Origin of the sequence: Sphingomonas sp. 10B4, from assembly GCF_035019905.1 — a bacterium.
Classification (GTDB): Bacteria; Pseudomonadota; Alphaproteobacteria; order Sphingomonadales; family Sphingomonadaceae; genus Sphingomonas; species Sphingomonas glacialis.
This window is the reverse complement of sequence record NZ_JASJVC010000001.1, coordinates 128,953-152,926: the sequence shown is the minus strand read 5'-3', so window position 1 is coordinate 152,926 and position 23,974 is coordinate 128,953. Positions and strand designations below refer to the sequence as shown.

The window sequence follows — 23,974 nt, the reverse complement described above, 5'->3', positions numbered from 1 at the left end:
CTCACTAGACCGTCTTCATCACTTGAAAGGAGACGTACGATGTTGAAGCAAAAGATCGCCCTCACCGCCCTTGCGGCTGCCGCGATCCTGCCGATGGCCGTTGCAGCACCAGCACAGGCGCAGCGCTACGGCTACAATGATCGTGCGCAATACGAGCGCAATTACGATTACGACCGCGCGCAATATCAGCGCAGCGATACCGGCGGCTATACCGACGGCCGGGTGTATCGCAGCTATGCGCGCCGCAATTACCAGGATTGCCGCCGGTCGAGCGGCACGACCGGCCTGATCGCCGGGGGCGCTGGCGGTGCGGTGCTGGGTTCGGTGCTCGGCGGCGGGACGCTTGGCACGATCCTCGGCGCGGTTGGTGGCGGCCTGCTCGGCAAGAGCCTCGACCAGAAGCACGATCGTTCGCAAAACTATCGCAACGGTTGCTGATCGCTACAGCGCGGCCGGTCGCACGACCGGCCGCGCTTTCGGTATGGCCGGTATCGCACCGATCGTCCCCGCGCTCGCCAATCTGATCGGCCCATCCCGCGAAATGGAGCGGAGTACGCGAGCGCCGGAGCCCTCAAAGGTGCGGATGATGCGTCCCCCGCGCGATTAAATGACCCGGCGCACTTGCGCCGAAAAGGGTTTCGGCGAGCCGATCGCAGCATGGCCGATCGAATGATGGTTGCCAGGACGGCATGGCTCATCCCAAGATGCCAGCATGCTCATACCGCTCGTCGCTCTCGCCGCCGCTGTCGTCACCCCGATCTCGGCCGACCGGATCAAAGCCGATGTCCGGACCCTGTCGTCCGATGCGTTCCTGGGTCGCGGACCGGGCGAGGCTGGCGAAGACAAGACGATCGACCACATCGCCCGACAATTTGCCGCAGCCGGACTGGAACCTGCGGGTGAGCATGGCGGCTGGTATCAGGACGTGCCGCTCATCCGGCTAGATCGACAAGCCGGGGCGACGCTCGCGCTGACGGTCGGGAAATGGCACCGGTCTCTGGCGCTCGGTCACGATGCGACCTTGTCGCTCCGCAACCCTGGCGACACGACGCTCGCACATGCGCCGCTGGTGTTCGCGGGCTACGGGGTCGTCAACGCAAAGCTCGGCTGGGACGCCTATGCCGGCATCGACATGCGCGGCAAGATCGCCGTCGTCTTGGCCAATGACCCCGACTTTGAGGCGGGCCGCGATCTCGGCTTCGAAGGTCGTCGGCTCGCCTTCGAAGGACGCGTGGGCGAGAAATTCGCAGCCGCTGCCAAGGCGGGCGCTGCCGGCGTCCTCGTGATCCACGAGGATGCGGCCGCCAGCTATCCGTTCCTGCAAGTGGCAAGCGGCGACGCTTTGCCGGCAATGGTCATCGCACCGCTCCCGCCCTCACCCGGTTTCATGCTGTCGGGCTGGCTGCGCGGCGATGTCGCTGCCTTGATGCTCAGCCACGCAGGGCTCGATCTGGCGACCCTCAAGGCACGCGCGCGCGACCCAAGGTTCCGCGCCTTCCCGCTCGGCGACGGCAGCGTGGCAGCACAGGGCAGCCTGAAGGCGACGCCGATCGTCAGCCATAATGTCATCGGTAGAGTGCGCGGGACACGTCGGCCGGACGAAACCGTCCTCTACGGTGCGCATTGGGACGCAAACGGGCAGAACGGCCCGGTCGCGGGCGACGGCATCCGAAACGGCGCCGTCGACAATGCGACGGGCACAGCCGAGTTGATCGAGGTCGCCCGCGCTTTCGCGCGCGGGCCACGGCCGGCGCGTAGCGTGGTCTTTGCGGCCTGGACCGCGGAAGAGAAGGGGCTGCTGGGGTCCGAGTATTACGCCGCGCATCCGGTCTATCCCCTCGCCACCACCGCGGCGGTTATCAACCTCGATCCGCACGTGGTGCTGCCTGCGGCAAAGGACATCGAGCTGATCGGCGGTGGCCGCGTTTCGCTCGAAGCCGATCTGCGCCGCATTGCCGGGGCCCAGGCGCTCAGCGTCATCGACGAACCTGCGATCGAGGCCGGCTGGTACTTCCGATCCGACCAATTTTCCTTCGCCCGGCGGGGCGTGCCCGCCGTCACCTTCCGTGCCGGTCGCGATCTCGTCAACGGTGGCCTGGCGACGGGCGCAGCGATCGTGGCCGACTACAATGCAAAGCGCTATCACCAGCCGAGCGACGCGTTTGATCCGGCATGGAGCTTTGCGGGCACCGTCCAGGAGGCGACCGTCGCCTATGATCTCGGCCTCGAGGTTGCGAATGCATCCGCCTGGCCGACATGGAACACCGGTGCCGAATATGGAGCGCTTCGTGCCGCGACGGACGCCGACCGGAAGGCGGGTCGATAAGCCGGGCACCGATCGGCAAGGCCTGACCGGGTAGCCACGCCCGACCTTCAGATCGCGCAACCGCGCGTCATTGGCTCGATCGTTATCGGCACACTATCCTTGGTGTCGAGCGGCACCATCGTGGCATAGCGCCCGCAGGCGCCGATCCCAACGCCCCGGTCCAGCTCGGGCCGGTGCTGCCGTCAGCCCCTGCAGCACGACGTGTCGCGCAAGCGCCGCAATCCGCGCAGGCGCCCGCAGGTCCGCCGGATCGACCCAGCCGACCGGTGCGGTCCCCCGCCTCATTCTCGTCCAGCGGGCCCCCTCAGGCACGGCGTCGCACCGCCGCCACGACCATGGGATGGCGCATGCGATTGAAAGCGGGCTCCGGACGTTAGCGCCCGATCACCTTGACCAGCATGCCCAGATCCTGCCCGCTCGGCAGCTTGCCCGAGGCGGTCAGCCGGCCGGCGGCATCGTCCCAGCGCAACGTCGCGGTGCCGCCGCCCTTGCGATAGGCGTTGCTCACGCCGTCATCGTCGTACAGCGTGAAGCTGGTCGAGCGCCCGGGATAGACGCAGATGCTCTCGAGCGGCTGGCGCGTCGCGGTGCTGGGGACTTGCGCCCCCATCGGCACGATCGATCCGGCGCGGACGAACAACGGGATCGTGTCGATCGGTGCGGCAGCGGTGATCGTCTGGCCGCCGGTATGCCGCTCGTTGGTCCAGTAATCGTACCAGTCGGCGCCTGTCGGCAGATAGACCGACCGGCTCGTCGCGCCTTGCTCGGTCACGGGTGCGACGAGGAAGGCGGGACCGAACATATATTCGTCGCCCATATCGGTGACCTTGGGGTCGTTCGGGAAATCCATGAACAGGGCGCGCATGAACGGCGCGCCGCTCTCATGGGTGTGGTGCGCCATCGCATAGAGATACGGCACCAGCGCGTAGCGCAGCTTCAGATAGTGCGCGAGCACCGGCTCGGCCGCCTTGCCATACTCCCAGATCGCGGTGCCGGGCCGCTGACCGTGGATGCGCAGCGTCGGAGTGAAGGTGTTGTACTCGAACCAGCGCACGAACAGCTCGGGATAATCGGCATAGCTCGGCGACATCGCGGTCGCGCCGGCAGGATCGAGCAGCACGGGGTGCTCGGCCTTGGGGCCATTAGGATACTGCCACCCGCCCGTGTCGCTGCTCCAGTACGCAAGGCCCGACGCGGTGAAGTTGAGCCCGGTCGGCACTTGGCGCCTGAGTGCTTCCCAGGTCGCCTGGACGTCCGACGACCAGAACAGGCAGCCGTTGCGCTGCGCGCCCAGATAGGCGGCGCGGCACAGGATCAGGTTGCGGAAATCGGGCCGGTCCTTGGCCGATCCATCGGCGACGCTGGCGGTGTGCACGAGCGGGAAGAGATTGTGATAGCGATCGCCCGAGCCGATCGCGAACTGATGGCCGTCGGGGACGAGGTCGGGCTCGGTCTCGTCGAGCCAGAACCAGTCGAAGCCCTGCGAGGCGATATTGTCGCGGATGCGATCCCAGAACCAGCCGCGCGCATCGGTGTTGGTGCTGTCGAGCAGAGCGCCCGCGCGATCCGAGCGGATCGGCAGCCCATCGACGACGCTGCCGTCGGAATCGTGCAGCAGCCAGCCCTTGGCGGCGAGCATGTTGAAGTAGCGCGACTCCTTCTCGAACCGCGGCCACACGCTGATGATGCTGCGCAGGCCGAGCCCCTTGAGCTTGGCGTTCATCCCCTTGGGGTCGGGGAAGAAGGTGCGATCGATGTCGAGCTGCCCCATCCGGGTCCAGTAGAACCAGTCGAGCACCATCACGTCGAGCGGATAGCCGCGGCTGCGATAGCCCTCCGCCACGGCGAGCAGTTCGGCCTGGCTCTCGTAGCGCGCCTTGCTCTGGATGAGCCCGAACGCCGCCTTGGGCGGGAGCGGCGTCTCGCCGGTCAGCCTGGCATAACCGGCATAGAGCGCGTCGGTGGTTGCGCCAGTGATGATGAAGAACGAGACGCGCTCGCCGACCTCCGATTGCCAGTGCGTGCTGTTGTGCAGCCCGGGCGACACCGTCGTCGCCGAGGGATTGTCCCAGACGATGCCATAACCCTTGTTGGTCACCATGAACGGCACACACACCGTCTCGCCCGCGGGGGCATCGTAATTGTGGCGGCAGTCGATCGTGCGGCCGCGCAGGTCGAGCTTGCCGTCCTGGTTCTGGCCGAGCCCGTAATAATGCTCGTCGAGCGGGGCGGCGAAGCTCGCGCCGATCTTGAAGGTCTTTTCGCCCGCAACGGTGTGCGGCGCCATTTCCCACCCGGTCATCTGCGTGATGCGGTGTCCGTCGGCGCCGTTCACGCTGATCGACACCGGCGGCAGCGACGGCGCGAAATAGCGCTCCATCTGGCTCGGCGCCTTGGGCCAGGGCTGCGCATCGACGGTGAGCGACAGCGCAGACGAGGCGAACACGTCGCCCGATGCGTCGGCGCGGTGGCTCCAGCCCGATGCGTCGGGCGTGGCATTCGGGCCAGGCCCGGGCGCGGCCTCGGCGAGATCGCGGTCGAGCGCGATCGTCACGCGCACGATGTTGGGAGCATAGGGTTCGATCGCGACGCGACTGCCGTTACGGTCGATCGAGGCGAGCGGGCCGGCTTGCGCTGCAGCGAGCGGGATAAGGGCGATGACGGCGCCGCCGGCCCATTTGGCGAGTGCGCGTTTGCGTGCCGATATCCTTGCCATGTCGCGGATCCCCTGTGTCGCTGCGCGAGGCCGAAGCACGTGCGCCGCTTAGTCCGTTGCGTTCGCTACACTACATCGCTTCGCCGACACCGACGACCGTGCAATGCGACCATAGCCCTGATGACCATCTGCGGCGTGCCAATGGTGGTGGCAACCGCTTCGATGGTCGTTGATCGGGTGCTCCCGGCGCGTGCCCCCCACCGACGGCGAGACCGCAAGTCACGACCTCACGCTCACACCAACGCAGCCAAGGCCATGGTGAGGGCATGGAGGTCACCGACTGGCACCTCTTCGACTGCCTAGCCAGCTCGCTCCGCGCGGGACGAGACGAACGGCCCTTTCGGCGCACCCCAATAGATTGTCCCAAAGCCGCTCGGTAGTCGCTGACTACCGTCCAGAATCGATGAAGCAACCGACACTCGACTCGGCGGTCGTTGTGTCCCTCGTCTGCCTAAAGTCTGCAATCGCGACAATTGGTCTGTTCAAATTTGTCCAGGCCGCCATCGGAAAATATCGTCTCCGACGGCAACAAAATCCTGAGTTTGCCTATAAAGCATGCACATAGCTGGACATACCATGATACTTGGCAACCCCTTGCATGTGGTCAGGCCATTTGATAGCTTTCGCTTCTAACGGGTCCGCAAACACCAAAGAAGTTGCGGTCCGATTTGGGGGGGACACCATGACGATCCTGTGCAATTCCGTGTGCCGTAACGCGTTGATCGCTGTAATGCTCGTCGGGGCCACGCCCGCTCTGGCACAAACCGCCGCGCCGGGCGCACTAACCCAACCATCGCAAAGCGCCCCAGGTGGCCCGACCAGTACCGTCGCACCCGACCCTGACAGCGCAACCGACATCATCGTCACCGCCAACAAACGCGCCGAGAACGTGCAGGACGTGCCGCTCGCGGTTTCGGTTCTGCAGCCTGCGCAGCTCCAGGCGGCGGGCGTACGCGAGTTCCAGGATCTTGGCCGAGTCGCCCCGTCACTGGTCGTCCGCCCCGCCGAGCATCCGGTCAACGCCAATGTCTCGCTGCGCGGCGTTGGCACCTTCGCGTTCGGGATCGGCGTCGAGCCGAGCGTCGCCGTGCTGGTCGACGAAGTCCCGCTCGCGTTCCAGGCACGCGCCTTTTCCGATCTGCCCGATGTCGAGCGGATCGAAGTGCTGCGTGGGCCGCAGAGCACGCTTTACGGCAAGGCGGCGTCGGCTGGCCTGATCAATATCATCACCCGCAACCCGACACCCACCTTCCACGCCCGCGCCAACGCGCTGGTGACGAGCGATCAGGAATATGGCGGCAATTTCAGCCTGTCGGGGCCGATCAGCCCCGAGCTCGGCTACGTCTTTTCGGGCAGCTACAACTACTACGACGGCAACGTCCGTAACGTCTTCAACGGCAAGGACGTCAATGGCCGGCGGACGTTCAACACGCGCGGCAAGCTGCGCTGGAAGCCGAGCGACGACATCGCCATCACGCTGTCGGCCAACTATCTCAACGGCAAGACCGACGTCGGTCGTCCCTTCATCCGCGTCGCGCCCAACGCGCTGTTCCGCAACACTGCGGGGCTGACGCCAGCGGTGGTGTTCCCAGGCTTCACGCCCAGCACGCAGAACGACAAGATCAGCAACAATTACAACGCACGTACCAATTACGAAGGGTATGGCGGCTATCTGCGTGGCGAATTCGGGCTTGGCGATCTGACGCTGGTGTCGATTACCTCGTACGACAAGTTCCAGCTCAACGACTTCCTCGATCAGGACGATACCGCGCTGACCGTGCCGATCGGCAGCAACGTCCAGATCGGGACGTTCAATTCGAAGCTGGTGACGCAGGAACTGCGGCTGCAGTCGCCCGGCGACAAGCCGTTCCGCTACACGATCGGCGCCTATTTCGCGAAGGTCGACTTCAACCGCCCGTTCTATCGCGGTCCGGCCTTCTCGCTCGCCAATTGGTACGCCACGTCGGCCTCGCGCCAGCTTGCGGGCTTCGTCCAGGCCGATTGGGAATTCCTGCCCAAGGCGACGCTGACCGGCGGGCTGCGTGTCCAGAACGAGAAGATCAACTACACCTTCCGCGACATCCAGAACGGCAACGCGTTCTTCAGCGGCGGTGCGGAAGATACCGCCGAGACGCACCGCGTCAGCCTGCGCTACGAATTCACGCCCGACGTGAGCGTGTTCGGGACCTATTCGACCGGGTACAAAGGCCAGACCTACGATCTGACCACCGGCTTCAACGCAAACCGTGCGCTCGCCGGGCCGATCAAGCCCGAGACCTCGCGCGACTTCGAATTGGGCCTGCGGACGCAGTTCCTGAATCGCCGCGTGACGCTCAACGCCACGGTGTTCGATACCAACTTCACCAACCTCCAGGCACAGGGCATCGAGACGCTGCCCGACGGCACGCAGAATTTCCGCCTCGCCAATGTCGGCAAGCTCAACACGCGCGGTGTCGAGGTCGAGAGCACGGCGCGGATCGGCCACGACGTGTCGATCAATGCCGCCGCGACCTATCTCGATGCGCGGATCAAATCGTTCCCGGTCGCGCAATGCTATATCGGGCAGACCGCGGCGCAGGGCTGCACCGGCACGCCGGCACGCCAAAATCTGGCCGGCGCGCGCGCGGCGCAGGCGCCCGAATGGAAGCTGTCGGCCGGGGCGGATTATTCGCCGGCGATCGGCGATACGCTGCGCGGCGTGGCGCAGATCAACTGGCAATATACCAGCACGGTCAACTACTCGCTGTCGCAGGATCCCGAGACGATCCAGAAGGCGTACAGCATCTTCAACATCGGCCTCGGCATCCGCGATGCCAACCGCCGCTGGGAACTGGTCGGCTTCGTCAACAATCTGTTCGACAAGCAATATTTCCCGGCACTGGTGAACACGGCGGGCAATTTCGGTGGTGCGCAGGCAACGCAGGCGATTTTGCCACGCGATTTCCGGCGTTATGGCGGGGTACGGCTCGCGCTGAACTTCTAAAGGTCTGCGGGGAGCGGCCGTTGCCGCCCCCCGCCCGCGTTGCTGGCATCGAACTTGATCAGGGACCGTATGATGCAGCACAACCTCAAGATCGCGCTCGCCGCGTGTGGCGCCGGGGCGCTCCTTACCAGCGCCGCCCCGGCCCAACGGGCACCTGCCGGAGAGGCGTCGGCGCAAACCGCACAAGCTCGGCCCGGCATCGATGCGCCCGAACTCGCGCGGCTTGGCGTGCATCCGGTCGGGGTCGCGGACGTGGAGTTCGTCCAACCGGCACAGGCCGATCCGCTGACGGGCACACCTGCACCAGCCGTGGCTGACCGGCATCTCCCGCTCAAAATCTGGTACCCCGCCGCAGCAGCCGGACGCGGGACGCGCTATCGCACCGGCTTGCCGGGCGAAGACGGCCGCGACGTCGTCTTTACCGTTGCGGGCATCGCCACCCCAGGCGCGCAGGCCGCCGCCGGCCGCTTCCCGCTCGTCATCCTCGCGCACGGCTACAGCAACACCCCCGAAGTGCTGTCCTGGCTCGGCGAGAACCTCGCGAGCAAGGGGTATGTCGTCGTCACCCCGGCGTTTCGCGATCCCTCGATCACGATCCGCACCGCGGCTGCCGCCGCCGGCCCGATCACGCGGCGCCCGCTCGACATCGCCTTCGTCGCGGCCGAGGCGCAGCGGCGCGCGACCGCCGGGCAAGGCCTGTTCGCCAGCGCCGACCCGACGCGCACCGCGCTGATCGGCTATTCGATGGGCGGTTACGGCGTGTTGACCGCGGCGGGCGCACCGCTCGATCCAGGGCTCGCGGCCGCCACGCGCGGCGTGCTCGCGCCGTATGTCGCGGGTGCCCGCGCGGCCGACACGCTCAAGGTCGCCAACCTGAAAGCCGTGGTGGCGATTTCCCCGGCAAGCGTGATCCGTGGCACGCCGCTCTGGGCCAAACCCGGCCTCGGCGCGCTCACGGCCCCGACGCTGTTCATCGTCGGCAGCCAGGACCGCACCGTCGGCTATGCGCCTGGCGTGCGCACGCTGTTCGACGATGCCGTGCACGCGCCGCGCTATCTCCTCACCTTTCGCGAGGCCGGCCACAGCATCGGGTTGATCGCCGCGCCACCGGCGATGCAGCGCACCTTCTGGGACAAGGACTGGTTCGAGGATGCGGTGTGGCGCAAGGATCGGCTGCTCGCGGTCGAAGCGCATTTCATCACCGCGTTCCTCGACCGCTACGTCAAGGACGACGCCGCTAAGGCCAGCTATCTCGACGGGCTGGTGCCCAATTCGAACGATGGCGTCTGGGCCGGCCTGACGCCCGGCCGCCACACCGAATACAGCCCCGGGCCGCCGGCCGCGACGCTGTGGAAGGGTTTCCAGCCAAGCAAGGCGGCGGGCATGAGCTTCGAATTCAAACCCGCAGGGTAGGCAAACACGATGAGGGCCACGCCGCACATCGGTGCAACGGCTCGGGAGCTAGTGCCTTCATGTTGATGACACAGACGATGCGCTGGTTCGGCCCCAAGGATCCGGTGTCGCTCCGCGATATACGCCAGGCCGGCGCAAGCGAAGTGGTGACCGCGCTGCACGAGGTGGCGAATAGCGACGTCTGGCCGCGCGCCGCGATCGCCGCGCGCAAGACGATGATCGAGCAAGCCGGGCTTGGCTGGAGTGTCGTCGAGAGCGTGCCGGTGCACGAGGCGATCAAGACGCGCGGGCCCGACTGCGACCGCCTGACCGCGCACTATTGCGAGAGTCTGCGCAATCTGGCGGCGTGCGGGATCACGGTCGTCACCTACAATTTCATGCCGCTGCTCGACTGGACTCGCACCGATCTGGCCTGGGCAATGCCCGATGGCGCGCTCGCGCTGCGCTTCGAGCTCGAGGCGGTCGCGACCTACGACATCCACATCCTGCGCCGTCGCGGTGCCGAGGGCGATTATGCGCCCGCGCTGGTCGAGGCCGCAGCCCGCCGCTTCGCTGCGATGGACGACGCAGCGCGCACCGCACTGGCGCGGACGATCGTTGCCGGGCTGCCGGGCAGCGAGGAGAGCTTCACCGAGGCTGAATTTCTCGCGGCGATCGACACCTATGCCGAGATCGGCCCTGACCAGTTAAGCGCCAACCATATCGCCTTTCTCGAAGCCGTCTGCCCCGTCGCCGAAGAGGTCGGCGTGCAGCTGGTCGTCCATCCCGACGACCCGCCCTTCCCGATCTTCGGCCTGCCGCGCACCGTCAGCACCGAGGCCGATGTCGCCGACCTGTTCGCGCGCGTGCCGAGCCGCGCCAACGGGCTGTGCTTCTGCGCGGGATCGTTCGGGGTTCGCGCGGACAATGATCTGCCCGGCATGGTCGATCGGCTCGGCGACCGGATCGGCTTCCTCCATTTGCGATCGGTCCAGCGCGAGCCAAGTGGTGCCTTCCACGAAGCCCCGCATCTCGAAGGCGATGCCAACATGGCGGCGATCGTCGGCGCGGTGCACCGGCTGCAGCAACGGCTCGGCCGCTCGATCCCGATGCGCCCCGATCACGGGCACCAGATGCTCGACGATCTGACCAAGCGCACCAACCCGGGCTATTCGCTGCTCGGCCGGATGCGCGGGCTCGCCGAATTGCGCGGGCTCGAACGCGGCATCGCCTTCGCGCGCGCCGACGCCGCAAATCCACAGATCACCACAGAGGAACGCTGACGTGCAGATGACTCGCAAGATTCGGTATTTGGTGGCGGCGGTGCTCGTCGGTGCGGCGCCGGTCGCGGCGCAGGAGGTTGCGCCGCAGCCGCTGACGCTGGCGACGGTCAAGAACAGTCCACTGCTCGCCTCGGCCGACATGCGCGACGGAGTCGATCTCTCGGGGCCGTGGCATTATTCGATCGACCCGTTCCGCTCGGGGCTGGCCGGCTTTCACGGCGAAGTGCCGGGGCTGTCGCAGCAACGCTATCTCGATCTCGACGTCGGCAAGGCGATGCGCGACGACAATCGCGCGCTGTTCGAGTTCGACCTGCCGCACTCGCCCGTCACCACCCTGCCCTCGTCCTGGCTCACCGAGGCACCCGAGCTGCGCCATTATCAGGGGCTGATGTGGTATCAGCGCAGCTTCCCCGCGCCGGCGCAGCGCAAGGGACGCAGCTTCCTGCGCTTCGGCGCCGCCAATTATGCGACCGTCGTCTATCTCAACGGCAAGCCGCTCGGGCGCCATGAAGGCGGCTTCACGCCCTTCGCGTTCGACGTCACCGGACTGCTGCGCGACGGCGACAACCAGATTACCGTCGGAGTCGATTCCCAAGCAACTGCGGCCACCGTGCCGCCGCCCGTCACCGATTGGGAGAATTACGGCGGCATCACGCGCGCCGTGCGGCTGATCTCGACGCCCGACACCTATGTCGACGACGCCTGGGTGCGCATGACGCGCGACGGCAAGCTGGCGGTCGAGGCGCATCTGCGTGGTCCGCAGGCCGGCGACCAGCCACTCCATCTGCGCATCGCCAAGCTCGGGCTCGATCTGGCGGGCCGCACCGATGCGAAGGGCGATTGGCGCGCGACCGTCGCCGCGCCGCGCGCGCTGATCCGCTGGTCGCCCGAACGCCCGCAGCTTTATGACGTGACGATCGCCGCCGGGGCCGACACGTGGCGCGATCGGATCGGCTTCCGCACGATCGAAGTCCGCGGCACCGACATCCTGCTCAACGGCAAACCGATCTTCCTGCGCGGCATCTCGCTCCACGAGGAGGAGATCGGCACCGAGCCGACCCGCGCCATCACCCAGGCGGCGGCACGTGCGCTGCTCGGCGAGATCAAGGACGGGTTGCACGGCAACTATGTCCGGCTGTCGCACTATCCGCATTCCGAGGTGATGACGCGGATGGCCGACGAGATGGGCCTGATCGTGTGGAGCGAAGTGCCGGTCTACTGGCTCGTCGCCTGGTCCAACCCCGACACGCTGGCGACGGCGCGCAACATGGTGGCGGAAAACATCCTGCGCGACCGCAACCGCGCCTCGATCGCGATCTGGAGCGTCGCCAACGAAACCCCGGTGACCGCTGCGCGCAACACCTTCCTGCGCACGCTCGTCAGCGACGTACGCGCGCTCGACGACACGCGGCTCGTCAGCGCGGCGCTGCTGGTCGAACGCTCGAAGGGCCCGACCGGACCGGTGATGACGATGGCCGATCCGCTCGCCGACGTGCTCGATGTGCTCGCGATCAACACCTATAACGGCTGGTACACGCCCGACCGGCTCGCCGACGTTCCCGGCATCAGCTGGCGCGTGCCGGCCGGCAAGCCGCTGGTCTTTTCCGAATTCGGCGCCGATGCCCGCGCCGGCTTCCACGACATCGGTGCCGCGCCGCAGAAATTCTCCGAGGAATTCCAGGCCGACTTCTACCGCGCGACGCTGGCGATGGCCGATCGCGTACCGACGCTGCGCGGCATGTCGCCGTGGATCCTCAAGGATTTCCGCTCGCCGCGTCGGCAAAACCCCGACTTCCAGCAAGGCTGGAACCGCAAGGGGCTGATCTCGGAGACGGGCGAGCGCAAGCAGGCGTTCGGCGTGCTGGCGACCTATTACGACGCCAAGGCGACACCCCGCGCGAAGTGACGAGGCCGCGCGAAGCGGCCCTACAGGAGAGCAGAGCATGACCATCCGCACCGCGCGCATCGCCCATTTCGCAGGAGTGGCGGCGCTAGCGCTGGGCCTCCCCGGCCCGACATACGCTGCGACACCACACCCGTGGATGGCGCGCGCCACGGTTGCAAAACAAGCCGCCGCGCGCGCGGATGCGGCCAAGGAGGCGATCGCCCGGTCGCGTGCGCGTCAGCTCGTCGCGGCGATGACGCTCGCGCAGAAGCTCCAGCAATTGACCGGCAGCGAACCGTCGGTCCTCCCCGAACTCCCCGAATGCTTCGGCGCGCGCCACGTCACGGGGATTGCCGCGCTCGCCATCCCGACCTTTCGCATCACCAACGGCCCGGTCGGGGTCGGCCAGAACGACTGCGTCTCGCGCGACGTCGAAAAGGCGCGCACAGTTCCGGGCGCGCCGTTCTTTCTCCCCTATTCGCACCCGAGCTCGGCGCATGCGACCGCGCTCCCGTCGGGCATGGCGGTGGCGGCATCGTTCGACCCGCGCGTCGCGGCCGACTTTGGCGGCGTAATCGCGACCGAGATGAACAACCTTGCGCTGCACGTCTTCGAAGCGCCGGGGATGAACCTCGCGCGCTTGCCGATCCTCGGCCGCAACTTTGAATATTTCGGCGAGGATCCGTATCTTTCGGGCACGATGGCGGTCGCCGAGACCAAGGCGGTACAGTCCGCCGGGATCATCGCGATGGCGAAGCATTTCGTCGCCAACGAGCAGGAAACCAACCGGATGACGATCCGCGAGACCGTCGACGACCAAGTCCTGCGCGAACTGTATCTGCTCCCGTTCGAAATGAGCGTGAAGGACGGCAAGGTCGCCGCGATCATGTGTTCGTACAATTATCTCAACGGCCTGCAGGCGTGCGCCAACAAGGCGATGCTGACCGGCGTGCTGCGCGACGACTGGAACTTCAGCGGCTACGTCCAGACCGATTTCTTCGCGCTGAAGAACACGGTGCCGTCGCTCGAAGCAGGCACCGATCACGAAATGCCGACGCCGCTCTATTGGTCGCCCGACAAGATCAGCGCCGCACTCGGCCAGCACAGCCTGGCGATCGGCCAGATCGATACCGCGCTCGAACGGCGCTACACGCAGATGTTCAAGGCTGGGATCTTCGACCGCAAGCTCGTCCAGACGCCGATCGATTTCGTCGCGGGCGGGAAAGCCGCGCGGGCCATCGGCACGCGCGCGGCGGTGCTGTTGCAGAATAACGGCGCATTGCCGCTGTCGCCGACCGCGCGCAGCATCGCGCTCGTCGGCAAGGCGTCGCAACCCTATGCGCAGCAAGCGATCGCCGGCGGCTCGATCCTTGGCAAGGCGATGGGTGCGGGCGGCGGGAGCTCCGACGTGGTGCCAGACTATACCGTGTCCCCGCTCGACGGCATCCGCACCGCGCTGCGCGAGCTCGGGCGCGGCGACGCGGTGGTCAAGCTGGTGCTGATCGACGATGCCAACGCGAGCGCGACGATCGACGGGGTTTCGGTCCCGTTCGCCAAGGCGCTCGAGACGATCGGCGCGTCGGATTCGGTGGTCGTGATGGCCGGCACCAATGCCGAGGAAGGCGCCGATCGCGCGACCTTCGTCGACAAGGACGGGCACCAGCTGGCGGCGGCGGCGGCGACGGGCCTGTCGCTCGACTGGTACGTCGCCAAGCCGAGCGCGATCGCCACGACCGATCCCGCGGGCAATACCGCCAAGTCGAGCCAGACCGGGGCGATGCTGCAGGCGATCCTCGCTGCGCGCTCGACCACCGGCGTCGCGATGCCGGCAAAGACCGTGCTCGTGCTCAAGGACAATGCCAGCGTCGCGATGGACCCGGCGTTGCTCGGGAGCCAAGGCCCCGCGATCCTCGAAACGTGGTTTCCCGGCCAGGAAGACGGCAACATCGTCGCCGATCTGCTGTTCGGCCGGGTCGATCCGGTCGGCCGGCTGCCGGTTACCTTCCCCGTTGCGGGGAAGGGATTTCTCGACGACATCGCCGCCGATCAATTCCCCGGCGTGCGCGATCCGGGCGGCGCGTTCCAGGCCGTTCAGTATAGCGAGAAGCTCGCCGTCGGCTATCGCTGGTACGACGCCAATCCGCTCGGGAAATGCGCGCCGGTCGGCGGGGTGAACCCCTGCGTGGCGTTCGCGTTCGGCCACGGCTTGTCCTACACCCGCTTCGCCACATCGGCACCGAAACTCACCGCCGACGCTGCGACGGGCCGCTACCGCGTCTCGCTCAGTGTCAGGAACACCGGGCAGCGTTCGGGGTCCGAGGTCGTCCAGGCGTATGTCTCGCTCCCCGAGGGTGCGGATCGGCTGGGCGTCAAACAGCCGCCGAAGCGCCTCGTCGGGTTCGGGCGCGTCACGGTCGCGCCCGGCGCGACGCAGAGCGTGACGATCACGATCGATCCCGCCGCCAGCCATCATCCGCTCGGCGTCTGGAACAGCGCGGAGCATCGATGGGTGATCCCGTCGGGTCGCTACAGGGTGTGGGTCGGCACGTCGGCGTCGCCGGCCAGCCTCGTCGAAGCGGGCCAGATCGTTCGATAGGCCCCGGCGCGTGTCCGCTCGGAAGTCGGCGGACGCTCGCCGGCGGCCGCCGGCCGCCGGCGATGCCGCTTAGGGGGTCTTCGGGTCGAGGCCGTGCTTGCGCAGCAGCGGCGCGACTTGCGGGTCGTGTCCCGTCATCGCGCGGAACATGACCGAGTAATCCTCGGTATGGCCGCGCGACAGCACCAGGTCGCGGATGCGCTGTCCGTTCGCGCGCGTCATCCCGCCATGCTGGACGAACCAGTCATAGACATTCTGCTGGATCATGTCGGTCCACAGATAGGCGTAATAGCCCGCCGCATAGCCCGAGCCCCAGATGTGCGCGAAATAGCTGGAGCGATAGCGCGGCGGCACATGCGCCACGTCGAGCCCGGTCGCGCCGAGCGCCTTGGCCTCGAACGCATCGACGTCGCTCGGCACCGCGGTCGCCGGGACCGAATGCCACGCCATGTCGAGTTGCGCCGCCGCCAGCGTCTCGCCGAAGCTGTAGCCCTGGTTGAACGTCTCGGCGCGCTTGATCTTGTCGACCAGCGCCTGCGGCATCGCCGCCCCGGTCTGATAATGGTGCGCGTAATGCGCGAGCACGCGCGGCTCGAGCGCCCAATGCTCGTTGAACTGCGACGGGAATTCGACGAAATCGCGCGCCACCGCGGTGCCCGACAGCGTCGGATAGGTCTGGTTCGCGAACAGCCCGTGCAACCCGTGGCCGAATTCGTGGAACATCGTCCGCACGTCGCTGAACGTCACCAGCCCCGGCTGGCCGGCCGCCGGCTTGGTGAAATTGGCGGTGTTCGAGATAACCGGCTTGGTTCCGAAGATCTTCGCCTGCCGAACGAAGCTGTTCATCCACGCGCCACCCGACTTGTTGTCGCGCTTCCAGTAATCGAAATAGGCGAGCCCGAGCGGCTTGCCGTTTTCCTCGAACACTTCGTAGACGCGAATGTCGGGATGATAGGTCGGAATGTCGCTACGCCGCTTGAAGGTCAGCCCATAAAGCTGGTTGGCGGCGTAGAAGATTCCGTTTTCGAGCACGTTCCAGATCTCGAGATACGGCTTGGTTTCGTTGAGATCGAGGTCGAACTTCGCCTTGCGGACCTTCTCGGCGTACAATTCCCAATCCCACGGCTCGAGCTTGAAGCCCCCCTTCTCCGCATCGATCGCTTGCTGAAGCTCGCCGACCTGCGCCGCCTGCGCCGCAGCGGTCGGAGCATCGAGCGCATCGAGGAAGCCGCGCGCCGTGTCGGCGGTCTTGGCCATCTGCTCCGCCAGTGAATAATCCGCCCAGGTCTTGTAGCCGAGCAGATTGGCCTTGCGCGTGCGCAGCGCGATCAGCTGGAGGATCGCGGCGCGCGTGTCGTTGGCGTCGCCCTTTTGCGTGCGCGTCCAGCTCTGGTCGAACAGCGCCTTGCGCGTCGCGCGGTCGCTTAGCGCCTCGAGCGCGGGCTGGCCGGTCGTGTTCTGCAGCGGCAGGAGATACTTGCCCGGCAGCTTGCGCTCGGCGGCGTCGCGCGCTGCCGACTGGACCTCGCCCGCCGACATCCCGGCGAGCTTGGCCGGATCGTCGACCACCAGCGCCCCCGCCTTGGTGCCCGCGAGCAAGCGCTGGCGAAACGCGATGCCGGCCATCGAGATCTGCTTGTTGAGATCGCGCAGCGTAGTTTGATCGGCCGCCGACAATTGCGCGCCGGCGCGCACGAAGTTCGTATAGTATTCCTCGACGAGCATCGCTTGCTCGGCATCCAGCTTGAGCGACGCCTTGCGGTCGTACAAACTCTTGACGCGGGCAAACAGCTTGGGATCGAGGAAGATCGTGTCGCCATAGGCGGCGAGCTTGGGTGCCAGGACGGCTTGGGCGGCCTGCAGCGTCGGATTGGTGTTTGCCTGCGCGACTTGCCCGAACGCAGCTTGCGCGCGCGCCAGCATCTGCCCCTGCCGTTCCATCGCGACGATCGTGTTGTCGAAGGTCGGCGCGGCGGGATTGTCGGCGATGGCGCGCACTTCGGCGAGGCTTTCGGCGATCCCCTGCTCGATCGCCGGCTGGTAATCGCCGTCCTGGATCTTGTCGAACGGCGGCGCCTGATACGGCAGCGAGCTGCGCTGCGCGAAGGGATTTTCGGCCTGGGCGGGCGCGAAGCCGATCACCGCGGCAACGGTAGCAAGCAGGAAAACATGGCGCATCTTCAGTCCTTTCGGGATGCGGCGAGCCTAGCGAAGGCAGCCGCAGCGTGTCGACCCCGGGCGATCATCCCGCCCGGCGTTGCTCAGCCGGCATAGGCCTTGATCAGATCGAACAGGTAATCGCGCCCCGAATAGACCGCCTTGACGATCGCGCGCTCGTTGAGGCCGTGCGTGCCGTTGCCGTCGGGGTCGCCGTACGTGCCCGGCGGGCCATAGACCGGGATGCCGATCGCCTCGAAGAAGATGCCGTCGGTCGCGCCGGTCGACATCATCGGACTCAGCGGCACGCCGGGATAGTATTTGGCGAGCAGCGTCCGCGCGGGCTCGACGATTTTCGGGTCGAGCGGCACTGGCTTGGCGACTGGCCCGCGGCTGTCGGTCTGCTTTACGGTCAGTGCGGGATCGGCGACGACGGCAGCGATCTGGTCGCGCACGGCGTCGGGCGAAACGCCAGGGAAGATCCGGCAGTTGATGTTCGCGCCGGCTCGCTGTGGCAGCGCGTTATTGGCATGGCCACCGTCGAGCAGCGTCGCGACGCACGTCGTGCGCAGCATCGAATGGTAGCTCTTGTCGGTGTCGACCAGTGCCAGCGCCGCGGTATCGGCGGGATTGGCGGCAAGCGAGATCATCGCACGCCCCATCGCGTCGCCGCGCGCGACGCCGGCGGTGCGGAAATAGGCCTTGGTCGTGTCGGTCATCATCACGGGAAAATCATAGGCGCGCAGCCGGATCATCGCGTCGGACAGCTGGTAGATCGCGTTTTCCTTGACCGGGGCCGAGCTGTGCCCGCCCGGATTGGTCGCCTCGACGCGGTAGTTGATCGCGGTCTTCTCGCCGACGTGCAGCGTCGAGATGACGAGCTTGCCATGCCCGTCGCTGCGCCCGCCACCGCCTTCGTTGAGCGCGAATTCGGCAGCGATCAGCTCGGGCTTGTTCGCCGCGAGCCACGACGCGCCGTTGAACGCCCAGCTCGTTTCTTCGCCACACGTCAAGGCAAGCTTGATCGTGCGCTTGGGCTGGTATCCCTGCTGCTTGAAGCGGATCAGGCTGTCGACCCAGATCGCGTCGAGCGCCTTCATGTCGGCGGTGCCGCGGCCGTAGAAATAGCCGTTTTCCTCGATCAGCGTGTACGGATCGCGCACCCAATCCTCGCGCTTGGCGACGACCACGTCGATATGGCCGAGCAGCAGCATCGGCTTGACGCTCTTCGAGCTGCCCGGATAGACGACGACCAGCCCGCCTTCCTTGGGATGATCGGGGACCGAAAACGGCGTGATCTGTGCGTCGGCGAAGCCCGCCGCCTTGAAGCGCGCGGCAACCTTGCCGGCAAGCGCGGTGCAGCTGCCCGTCGTGATGCTGGTGTCGGTTTCGACCATTTCCTTGTAAAGCGCGCGGAACGCCTGCTGGTCGGGCCGCAGCGTTTGCGCCGCGCTGGGCTGCGCCGCAAACAGGCTCGTCAGCGTCGCCAATCCGATGGCGATCGTCGCGGCATTCTTCATCGTGCTTCCCCGTGTCTGGCGTCCCTTGGCGCACACTATGCGCAGACAAAGGGCAATCGGGAAGCCTTGGCGGAGCGATCTTTTACGCGGGCGCGGATCGGTCCGCGGCGGTGTCCCCCCGCCCCCGCGGCGTTCCGATGCCGAAGCTGCGGCCTGGCTGCATCGCCCCGCTCGACGCGCGCGTCGCGGACAAATTCCAGACGTTTTCCCCGGCGTCCCAACACTTCCGCAACACTGCGTTACAAATGCGGCCGATGCGCGTTGATGCGATCGCCACTCACCGAGGTCCGCCTGACGATGCCTTTGCCTACCGACCGTACCGCCGTTCTCGAAGCCACACGCACACTGAAGATGGCGCGCTCGGCGCACGCCTATGTTCGCGGAAACACCGCCAAATTCTACGAGTGGCTCGCGGGCTCGCCTGCCGCGCGCCGCGTGCCCGAAGGTCCGGCGATCTGGATTTGCGGCGACTGCCATCTCGGCAATCTCGGCCCCCTCGCCAATGGCGACGGGCGGGTCGAGATCCAGATCCGCGACCTGGATCAGGCCGTCATCGGCAATCCCGCGCATGATCTCATCCGGCTTGGCCTGTCCCTGGCGACTGCTGCGCGCGGGTCGGATCTGCCTGGCGTCACGACCGCCCGGATGATGGAAGAAATGATCGATGGCTATGCCGCCGCCATTCACGATCCGACCAGCGGCGACCCGGGCGTCGAGCCCGAGGTCGTCCGCAGCATCAAGCGTGCGGCGCTGGGCCGGCGCTGGCGGCATCTCGCCAAGGAGCGGCTCGAAGCGATCGAGCCGCGCATACCGCTCGGCAAGAAGTTCTGGGCGCTGGCGGCAGACGAGCGTGCCGCGCTCGAACAGCTCTTCGCCGATCCTGCTGTCGCGCACCTCATCCTGTCGATGAAGGGCAAGCCGGCTGATCGCGAAGTGCGCCTGGTCGATGCCGCATATTGGATGAAGGGCTGCAGTTCGCTCGGGCTGCTCCGCTATGCCGCGATCGTCGGGATGAAGACGAGCAAGGGGCGCTGGTCGTACGCGCTGGTCGATTTGAAGGAAGCAACCGCGCCGATCGCACCCGCCGCCGCCGACGCGGCCATGCCCGCGGACAATGGCGACCGCGTCGTCGCCGCGGCGCGCGCGCTCTCGCCGCATCTGGGCACGCGGATGAAGGCGGTTCGCATGCTCGGCCGGTCACTGTTCATCCGCGAACTGGCGCCGCAGGATCTCAAGCTCGAGGTCGACCAGTTCAACCATGCAGAAGCCGTTCGCTCGGCGCGCTATCTCGCCTTCGTCGTCGGCAAGGCGCACGCCCGGCAAATGGACAGCGCGACGCGCGAGGCGTGGATCACCGTGCTCGAGGCCGACCGTCGCGGTGCGATCGACACGCCGTCGTGGCTCTGGGAAAGCGTCGTTTCGCTCGCGGGCAGCCATGAGGCGGGCTATCTCGACCATTGCCGTCGCTATGCGCTCGCCGCCTGACGCGTCGATTTCGCGCGATATGCGTTGCGCCTTCACCAAGGAGATTCCGATGCACGCGAATGACGATGAGATGTATATGCGCATGGCGATCGAGGTCGCGCGGTCGAAGGGTTCGGACCCATCAACCTCGCCGCTCGGCTGCGTAATCGTGCTCGATGGCAAGGTCATCGCAGCCGAGCGCAACCAGACGCACGAACTGCCCGATGCGACCGCACATGCGGAAATGATGGCGATCCGCCGAGCCTGCGAAGACACGGGCGAACTCGAACTGCGCGGCGCGACGCTGTATTCGACGCTGCAGCCGTGCGGCATGTGCACGATGGCCTCGATCTGGTCGAAGGTCGGGCGCGTCGTCTTCGGGGCGGGCCGGGACGATGTCCACCCGATGTATTTCGAGGCGCGCCACGTCGATACGCTGGGTTTCATCCAGGATGCCTATCGCGACGACATCACGATCGAGGGCGGCTGCCTCGCCGACGAATGCGCCACCCTCTATTACGGACCCGACGCGACCCTCCCCGAGGAAGAGCAGGCAAATCTATGAGCACGGCGCCCCTCATCGACGTGAATACCGCCAGCGCCCAGGAACTCGACCAAGTGCCGGGATTGGAAGGCCACGGATTCGAGATCGTGCGCTATCGCGGCGAGCGTGGTCGATTTACCGATCTGCGCCAGCTCGACGAGGTGCCGGGCCTCACCGGCAAGGCCGATGCAAGCAAGGCGGCTCTGACGGTTGGCGGCGACTGAATCGCCGTAGCCGACAGCGATTCAGCCCGGCGTTTCTGAGCAAGCTGCCACAAGACCTTTAGGGCTGCGTGACGCGAGTCTGATAAGAAGCGATTGCGTGTGGAGCCGACCTTGGCCAATCAGCCTTTGGACGGATCGTTACACGACGCAATTGGGAAGACATCGCGTGGGCTTGGACAACAAGGCATTCTGGCGCGTCGCTGAGGCAACCCGGATGAGCGTGCTCATCGACGCCGACGACTATTTCAAGAACGCCCGGCTGGCGATGCTTCAGGCGCGTCGCCGGATCATGCTGATCGGCTGGGATTTCGACGCACGCATCCACCTCGTCGGATCTGACCGTGAAGCCGGCGAGCCGGAGGCGGTCGGCGACTTCATCTATTGGCTCGCCGAGCGCAATCCCGAGCTCGAGATCTTCCTGCTGCGGTGGGACGTCGGCGCGCTCAAGACGCTCGTGCGCGGCTCCAACATCCTCACGCTGGCGCGGTGGATGCAGCATCCGCGGATCCATACCAAGCTCGACAGTTTCCACCCGACCGGCGGTTCGCATCACCAGAAGATCGTCGTGATCGACGATTGTTTCGCATTCTGCGGCGGGATCGACATGACGAGCGAGCGGTGGGACACGCGGCATCACCGCGATGTCGAGCCACGCCGTGTACTGGCCAATGGCAAACCCTATACGCCCTGGCACGATGCGACGACCGCGTTGCAGGGCCCCGTTGCGGCGGCGCTGGGCGAGCTCGCCCGCGATCGCTGGGGACATGCCGGCGGGCACCCGCTCGACCCGGTCGAGGCGGCCGATACGCCGGGGCGCTGCTGGCCCAAGGGGCTGGCAACCGAGTTCGAGCAGGTTCAGGTCGGGATTGCCCGAACCTCGCCCGACATGCCCGACTGCCCCGAAATTCGCGAGATCGAGCATTTGTTCGTCGCGCAGATCGCTTCGGCGAAGGTCTCGATCTATGCAGAAAGCCAGTATTTCGCGTCGCGCAAGATCGCCGAGGCAATCGCGGCGCGACTGACCGAAGCCGACGGTCCCGAGATCGTGATCATCAATCCCGAGCACGCCCAGGGCTGGCTCGAGCCACTCGCGATGGACACGGCGCGCGCGCGCCTCGTCGCAGCGCTGAAGCAGCGCGACCCCCACGGCCGGCTCCGGCTGTACCATCCGTTCACGGAGAAGGGCACGCCGATCTATGTCCACGCCAAGGTGATGATCGTCGATGGGCGCATGCTCCGGATCGGATCGGCGAACATGAACAATCGCTCGCTGGGCCTCGACACCGAATGCGACGTGACGATCGACGCCGGCGACGAAGGTGCCGATGCCATTCGCGCGATCCGCGATGGCCTCATCGCGGAGCATCTCGGCGTGTCGGTCGCCAAGGTAGCCGCGCAGATCGACTCGAGCGGCTCGCTGATCGCGACGATCGAGGCGCTGCGCGGCACGGGCCGATCGCTGCGGCCGTACGAAATCCCCGATCTCAGCGAGGTCGAAGCTTGGCTCGCCGACAATGAGGTGCTCGACCCAGAAAACCCGTCCGAAATCTTCGAAAGCGTCGCCAAGCGCGGACTTTTTCGTCGGCTTCGCCATCCGTTCGGGTGATGGGGCATGCGGTTTCCCGGCTGGCGCTTCCCGTAGCCGGGGCTTCGGCCCTGCTTGCAACGTGGCGCGAGATCTTAGCGCGTGACGCGGCGTAGCCATCCCCCGAAAAGGAGCTCCCATGGACTTTGACGATGTGATCCTCGGACGGCGCAGCATCCGCGGCTATCGCCCCGACCCGGTGCCGCGCCCGCTGATCGAGGAGATCCTGATGCTGGCGATGCGCGCGCCCTCGTCGATGAACACCCAGCCCTATCATTTCTACGTCATCGGCGGCAGCGCGCTCGATGCGATCCGCGCCGGCAACACCGAACGGATGATGGCGGGAATCCCGCAGTCGCGCGAATTCCGCACCGGGACCGCGTTCGCCGGCCCGCATCGCGACCGCCAGATCGGCGTCGCCAAGCAGCTCTTCGCCGCGATGGGCATCGCGCGCGACGACAAGGATGCGCGGCAGGACTGGGTGATGCGCGGCTTTCGGCAGTTCGACGCGCCGATCTGCGTCATCATCACCTACGATCGCGACCTCGCGGAAAGCGACGACACCGCGTTCGACTGCGGCGCAGTCGCGACCGCGCTGGTCAACGCCGCCTGGTCGCGCGGACTCGGCACGGTGATCAACAGTCAGGGGATCATGCAATCCCCCGTCGTGCGCGAACATGCCGGGATCCCCGACGATCAGGTCATCATGAAGAGCATCGCCCTGGGCTGGCCCGACGCTGAATTTCCCGCGAACGCCGTCGTGTCCGAGCGCCGATCGGTCGCGGACGCCGCGGTTTTCGTCGGATTCGGGGAGTGAGCCGCGCTCGGCCGGCCGCGGCGCCCACGGCCCGCAGTTAACCCCGCATTTGCGGTCTTTGCGCCTCGCATCCACCGATTTTGCGCACAAACCGCACCGAATCCGGGCTCTGTCCGTCACACACCCACTGGTCATGGCGCGGATCGCTCGTTAGGGCGCCGGCTCCCTTTCTTCTGCAGGACATGTCTCATGAACAATGCCGACCTGAACGAAAAAATCGCCACCGCACACGGCATCCCCAAGACCGACGCCAAGGCGATCGTCGATAGCGTCTTCGCAGCGATCACCGAAGCGGCGCAGGCCGGTGAAGAAATCGCGCTTGCCGGGTTCGGCAAGTTCAAGGTCAAGGACAGCCCCGCACGCGAAGGCCGCAACCCTTCGAACGGCGAAACCATCCAGATCGCAGCGTCGAAGAAGCTCGGCTTCGCGCCCGCCAAGGCGCTCAAGGATGCGCTGAACGGCTGATCCATCGTCGCGCATCG

At 66.5% G+C, this 23,974-nt stretch carries 16 protein-coding genes; 13 read left to right on the top strand and 3 right to left on the bottom strand.

Features of this window, described 5'->3' with window-relative positions:
• The first annotated feature begins 39 nt into the window (after positions 1–39).
• Both QN347_RS00600 and QN347_RS00595 read left to right on the top strand, forming a co-directional pair.
• Positions 40–438 carry a hypothetical protein gene (locus tag QN347_RS00600; protein ID WP_322163977.1) on the top strand — a complete coding sequence of 133 codons (399 nt, stop codon included), beginning with the start codon at positions 40–42 and terminating at the stop codon, positions 436–438.
• A 274-nt stretch (positions 439–712) separates the two neighbouring features.
• Positions 713–2,326: a M28 family peptidase gene (locus QN347_RS00595; RefSeq protein ID WP_322163978.1), complete on the top strand. Its 1,614-nt coding sequence runs from the start codon at positions 713–715 to the stop codon at positions 2,324–2,326.
• Positions 2,327–2,699: 373 nt separating this feature from the next.
• Here the strand turns inward: QN347_RS00595 and QN347_RS00590 are convergent, their stop codons facing one another.
• The gene (locus QN347_RS00590) at positions 2,700–5,042 is read right to left on the bottom strand and encodes a TIM-barrel domain-containing protein (protein ID WP_322163979.1); all 2,343 of its coding nucleotides are present in this window, start codon (positions 5,040–5,042) and stop codon (positions 2,700–2,702) included.
• A gap of 682 nt (positions 5,043–5,724) precedes the next feature.
• Between QN347_RS00590 and QN347_RS00585 the strand changes: the two genes are divergently transcribed.
• The 5 genes from QN347_RS00585 to QN347_RS00565 all read left to right on the top strand — a co-directional run bounded on the left by QN347_RS00585 (position 5,725) and on the right by QN347_RS00565 (position 15,181).
• Positions 5,725–8,025 carry a TonB-dependent receptor gene (locus tag QN347_RS00585; RefSeq protein WP_323493943.1) on the top strand — a complete coding sequence of 767 codons (2,301 nt, stop codon included), beginning with the start codon at positions 5,725–5,727 and terminating at the stop codon, positions 8,023–8,025.
• 72 nt (positions 8,026–8,097) lie between these two features.
• Positions 8,098–9,438: a dienelactone hydrolase gene (locus QN347_RS00580; RefSeq protein ID WP_322163981.1), complete on the top strand. Its 1,341-nt coding sequence runs from the start codon at positions 8,098–8,100 to the stop codon at positions 9,436–9,438.
• A 59-nt stretch (positions 9,439–9,497) separates the two neighbouring features.
• Positions 9,498–10,700 carry a mannonate dehydratase gene (gene uxuA / locus QN347_RS00575; RefSeq protein WP_322163982.1) on the top strand — a complete coding sequence of 401 codons (1,203 nt, stop codon included), beginning with the start codon at positions 9,498–9,500 and terminating at the stop codon, positions 10,698–10,700.
• Between the two features lie 7 nt (positions 10,701–10,707).
• Positions 10,708–12,606 carry a glycoside hydrolase family 2 protein gene (locus QN347_RS00570; RefSeq protein ID WP_322164208.1) on the top strand — a complete coding sequence of 633 codons (1,899 nt, stop codon included), beginning with the start codon at positions 10,708–10,710 and terminating at the stop codon, positions 12,604–12,606.
• 37 nt (positions 12,607–12,643) lie between these two features.
• Positions 12,644–15,181, top strand: a complete 2,538-nt coding sequence (locus QN347_RS00565) for a beta-glucosidase family protein (RefSeq protein WP_322163983.1) — start codon at positions 12,644–12,646, stop codon at positions 15,179–15,181.
• 69 nt (positions 15,182–15,250) lie between these two features.
• On the opposite strand, the gene QN347_RS00560 is transcribed toward QN347_RS00565, so the two are convergent.
• Both QN347_RS00560 and QN347_RS00555 read right to left on the bottom strand, forming a co-directional pair.
• Positions 15,251–17,359: a M3 family metallopeptidase gene (locus QN347_RS00560; protein WP_322163984.1), complete on the bottom strand. Its 2,109-nt coding sequence runs from the start codon at positions 17,357–17,359 to the stop codon at positions 15,251–15,253.
• Positions 17,360–17,442: 83 nt separating this feature from the next.
• Positions 17,443–18,858, bottom strand: coding sequence for a M20/M25/M40 family metallo-hydrolase (locus QN347_RS00555; RefSeq protein WP_322163985.1), 1,416 nt, complete (start codon positions 18,856–18,858; stop codon positions 17,443–17,445).
• Between the two features lie 297 nt (positions 18,859–19,155).
• On the opposite strand from QN347_RS00555, the gene QN347_RS00550 reads away from it, so the two are divergent.
• The 6 genes from QN347_RS00550 (at position 19,156) to QN347_RS00525 (ending at position 23,957) form a co-directional block, all read left to right on the top strand.
• Positions 19,156–20,343 (top strand): DUF2252 family protein, encoded by a 1,188-nt coding sequence (locus tag QN347_RS00550; RefSeq protein WP_133191942.1) that lies wholly within the window; start codon positions 19,156–19,158, stop codon positions 20,341–20,343.
• Positions 20,344–20,392: 49 nt separating this feature from the next.
• Positions 20,393–20,887: a nucleoside deaminase gene (locus tag QN347_RS00545; RefSeq protein ID WP_322163986.1), complete on the top strand. Its 495-nt coding sequence runs from the start codon at positions 20,393–20,395 to the stop codon at positions 20,885–20,887.
• Complete coding sequence (locus QN347_RS00540; protein ID WP_322163987.1) at positions 20,884–21,090, top strand: helix-hairpin-helix domain-containing protein; 207 nt, start codon at positions 20,884–20,886, stop codon at positions 21,088–21,090. Before QN347_RS00545 ends, QN347_RS00540 begins: the two co-directional genes overlap by 4 nt.
• A gap of 214 nt (positions 21,091–21,304) precedes the next feature.
• Positions 21,305–22,696, top strand: coding sequence for a phospholipase D-like domain-containing protein (locus QN347_RS00535; protein WP_322163988.1), 1,392 nt, complete (start codon positions 21,305–21,307; stop codon positions 22,694–22,696).
• Between the two features lie 118 nt (positions 22,697–22,814).
• Entirely contained in the window at positions 22,815–23,492 is a 678-nt protein-coding gene (locus tag QN347_RS00530) for a nitroreductase (protein ID WP_322163989.1), read from the top strand.
• Positions 23,493–23,681: 189 nt separating this feature from the next.
• On the top strand, positions 23,682–23,957 hold the full coding sequence (locus tag QN347_RS00525; protein WP_133187930.1) for an HU family DNA-binding protein: 276 nt from the start codon (positions 23,682–23,684) through the stop codon (positions 23,955–23,957).
• Positions 23,958–23,974 lie beyond the last annotated feature (17 nt).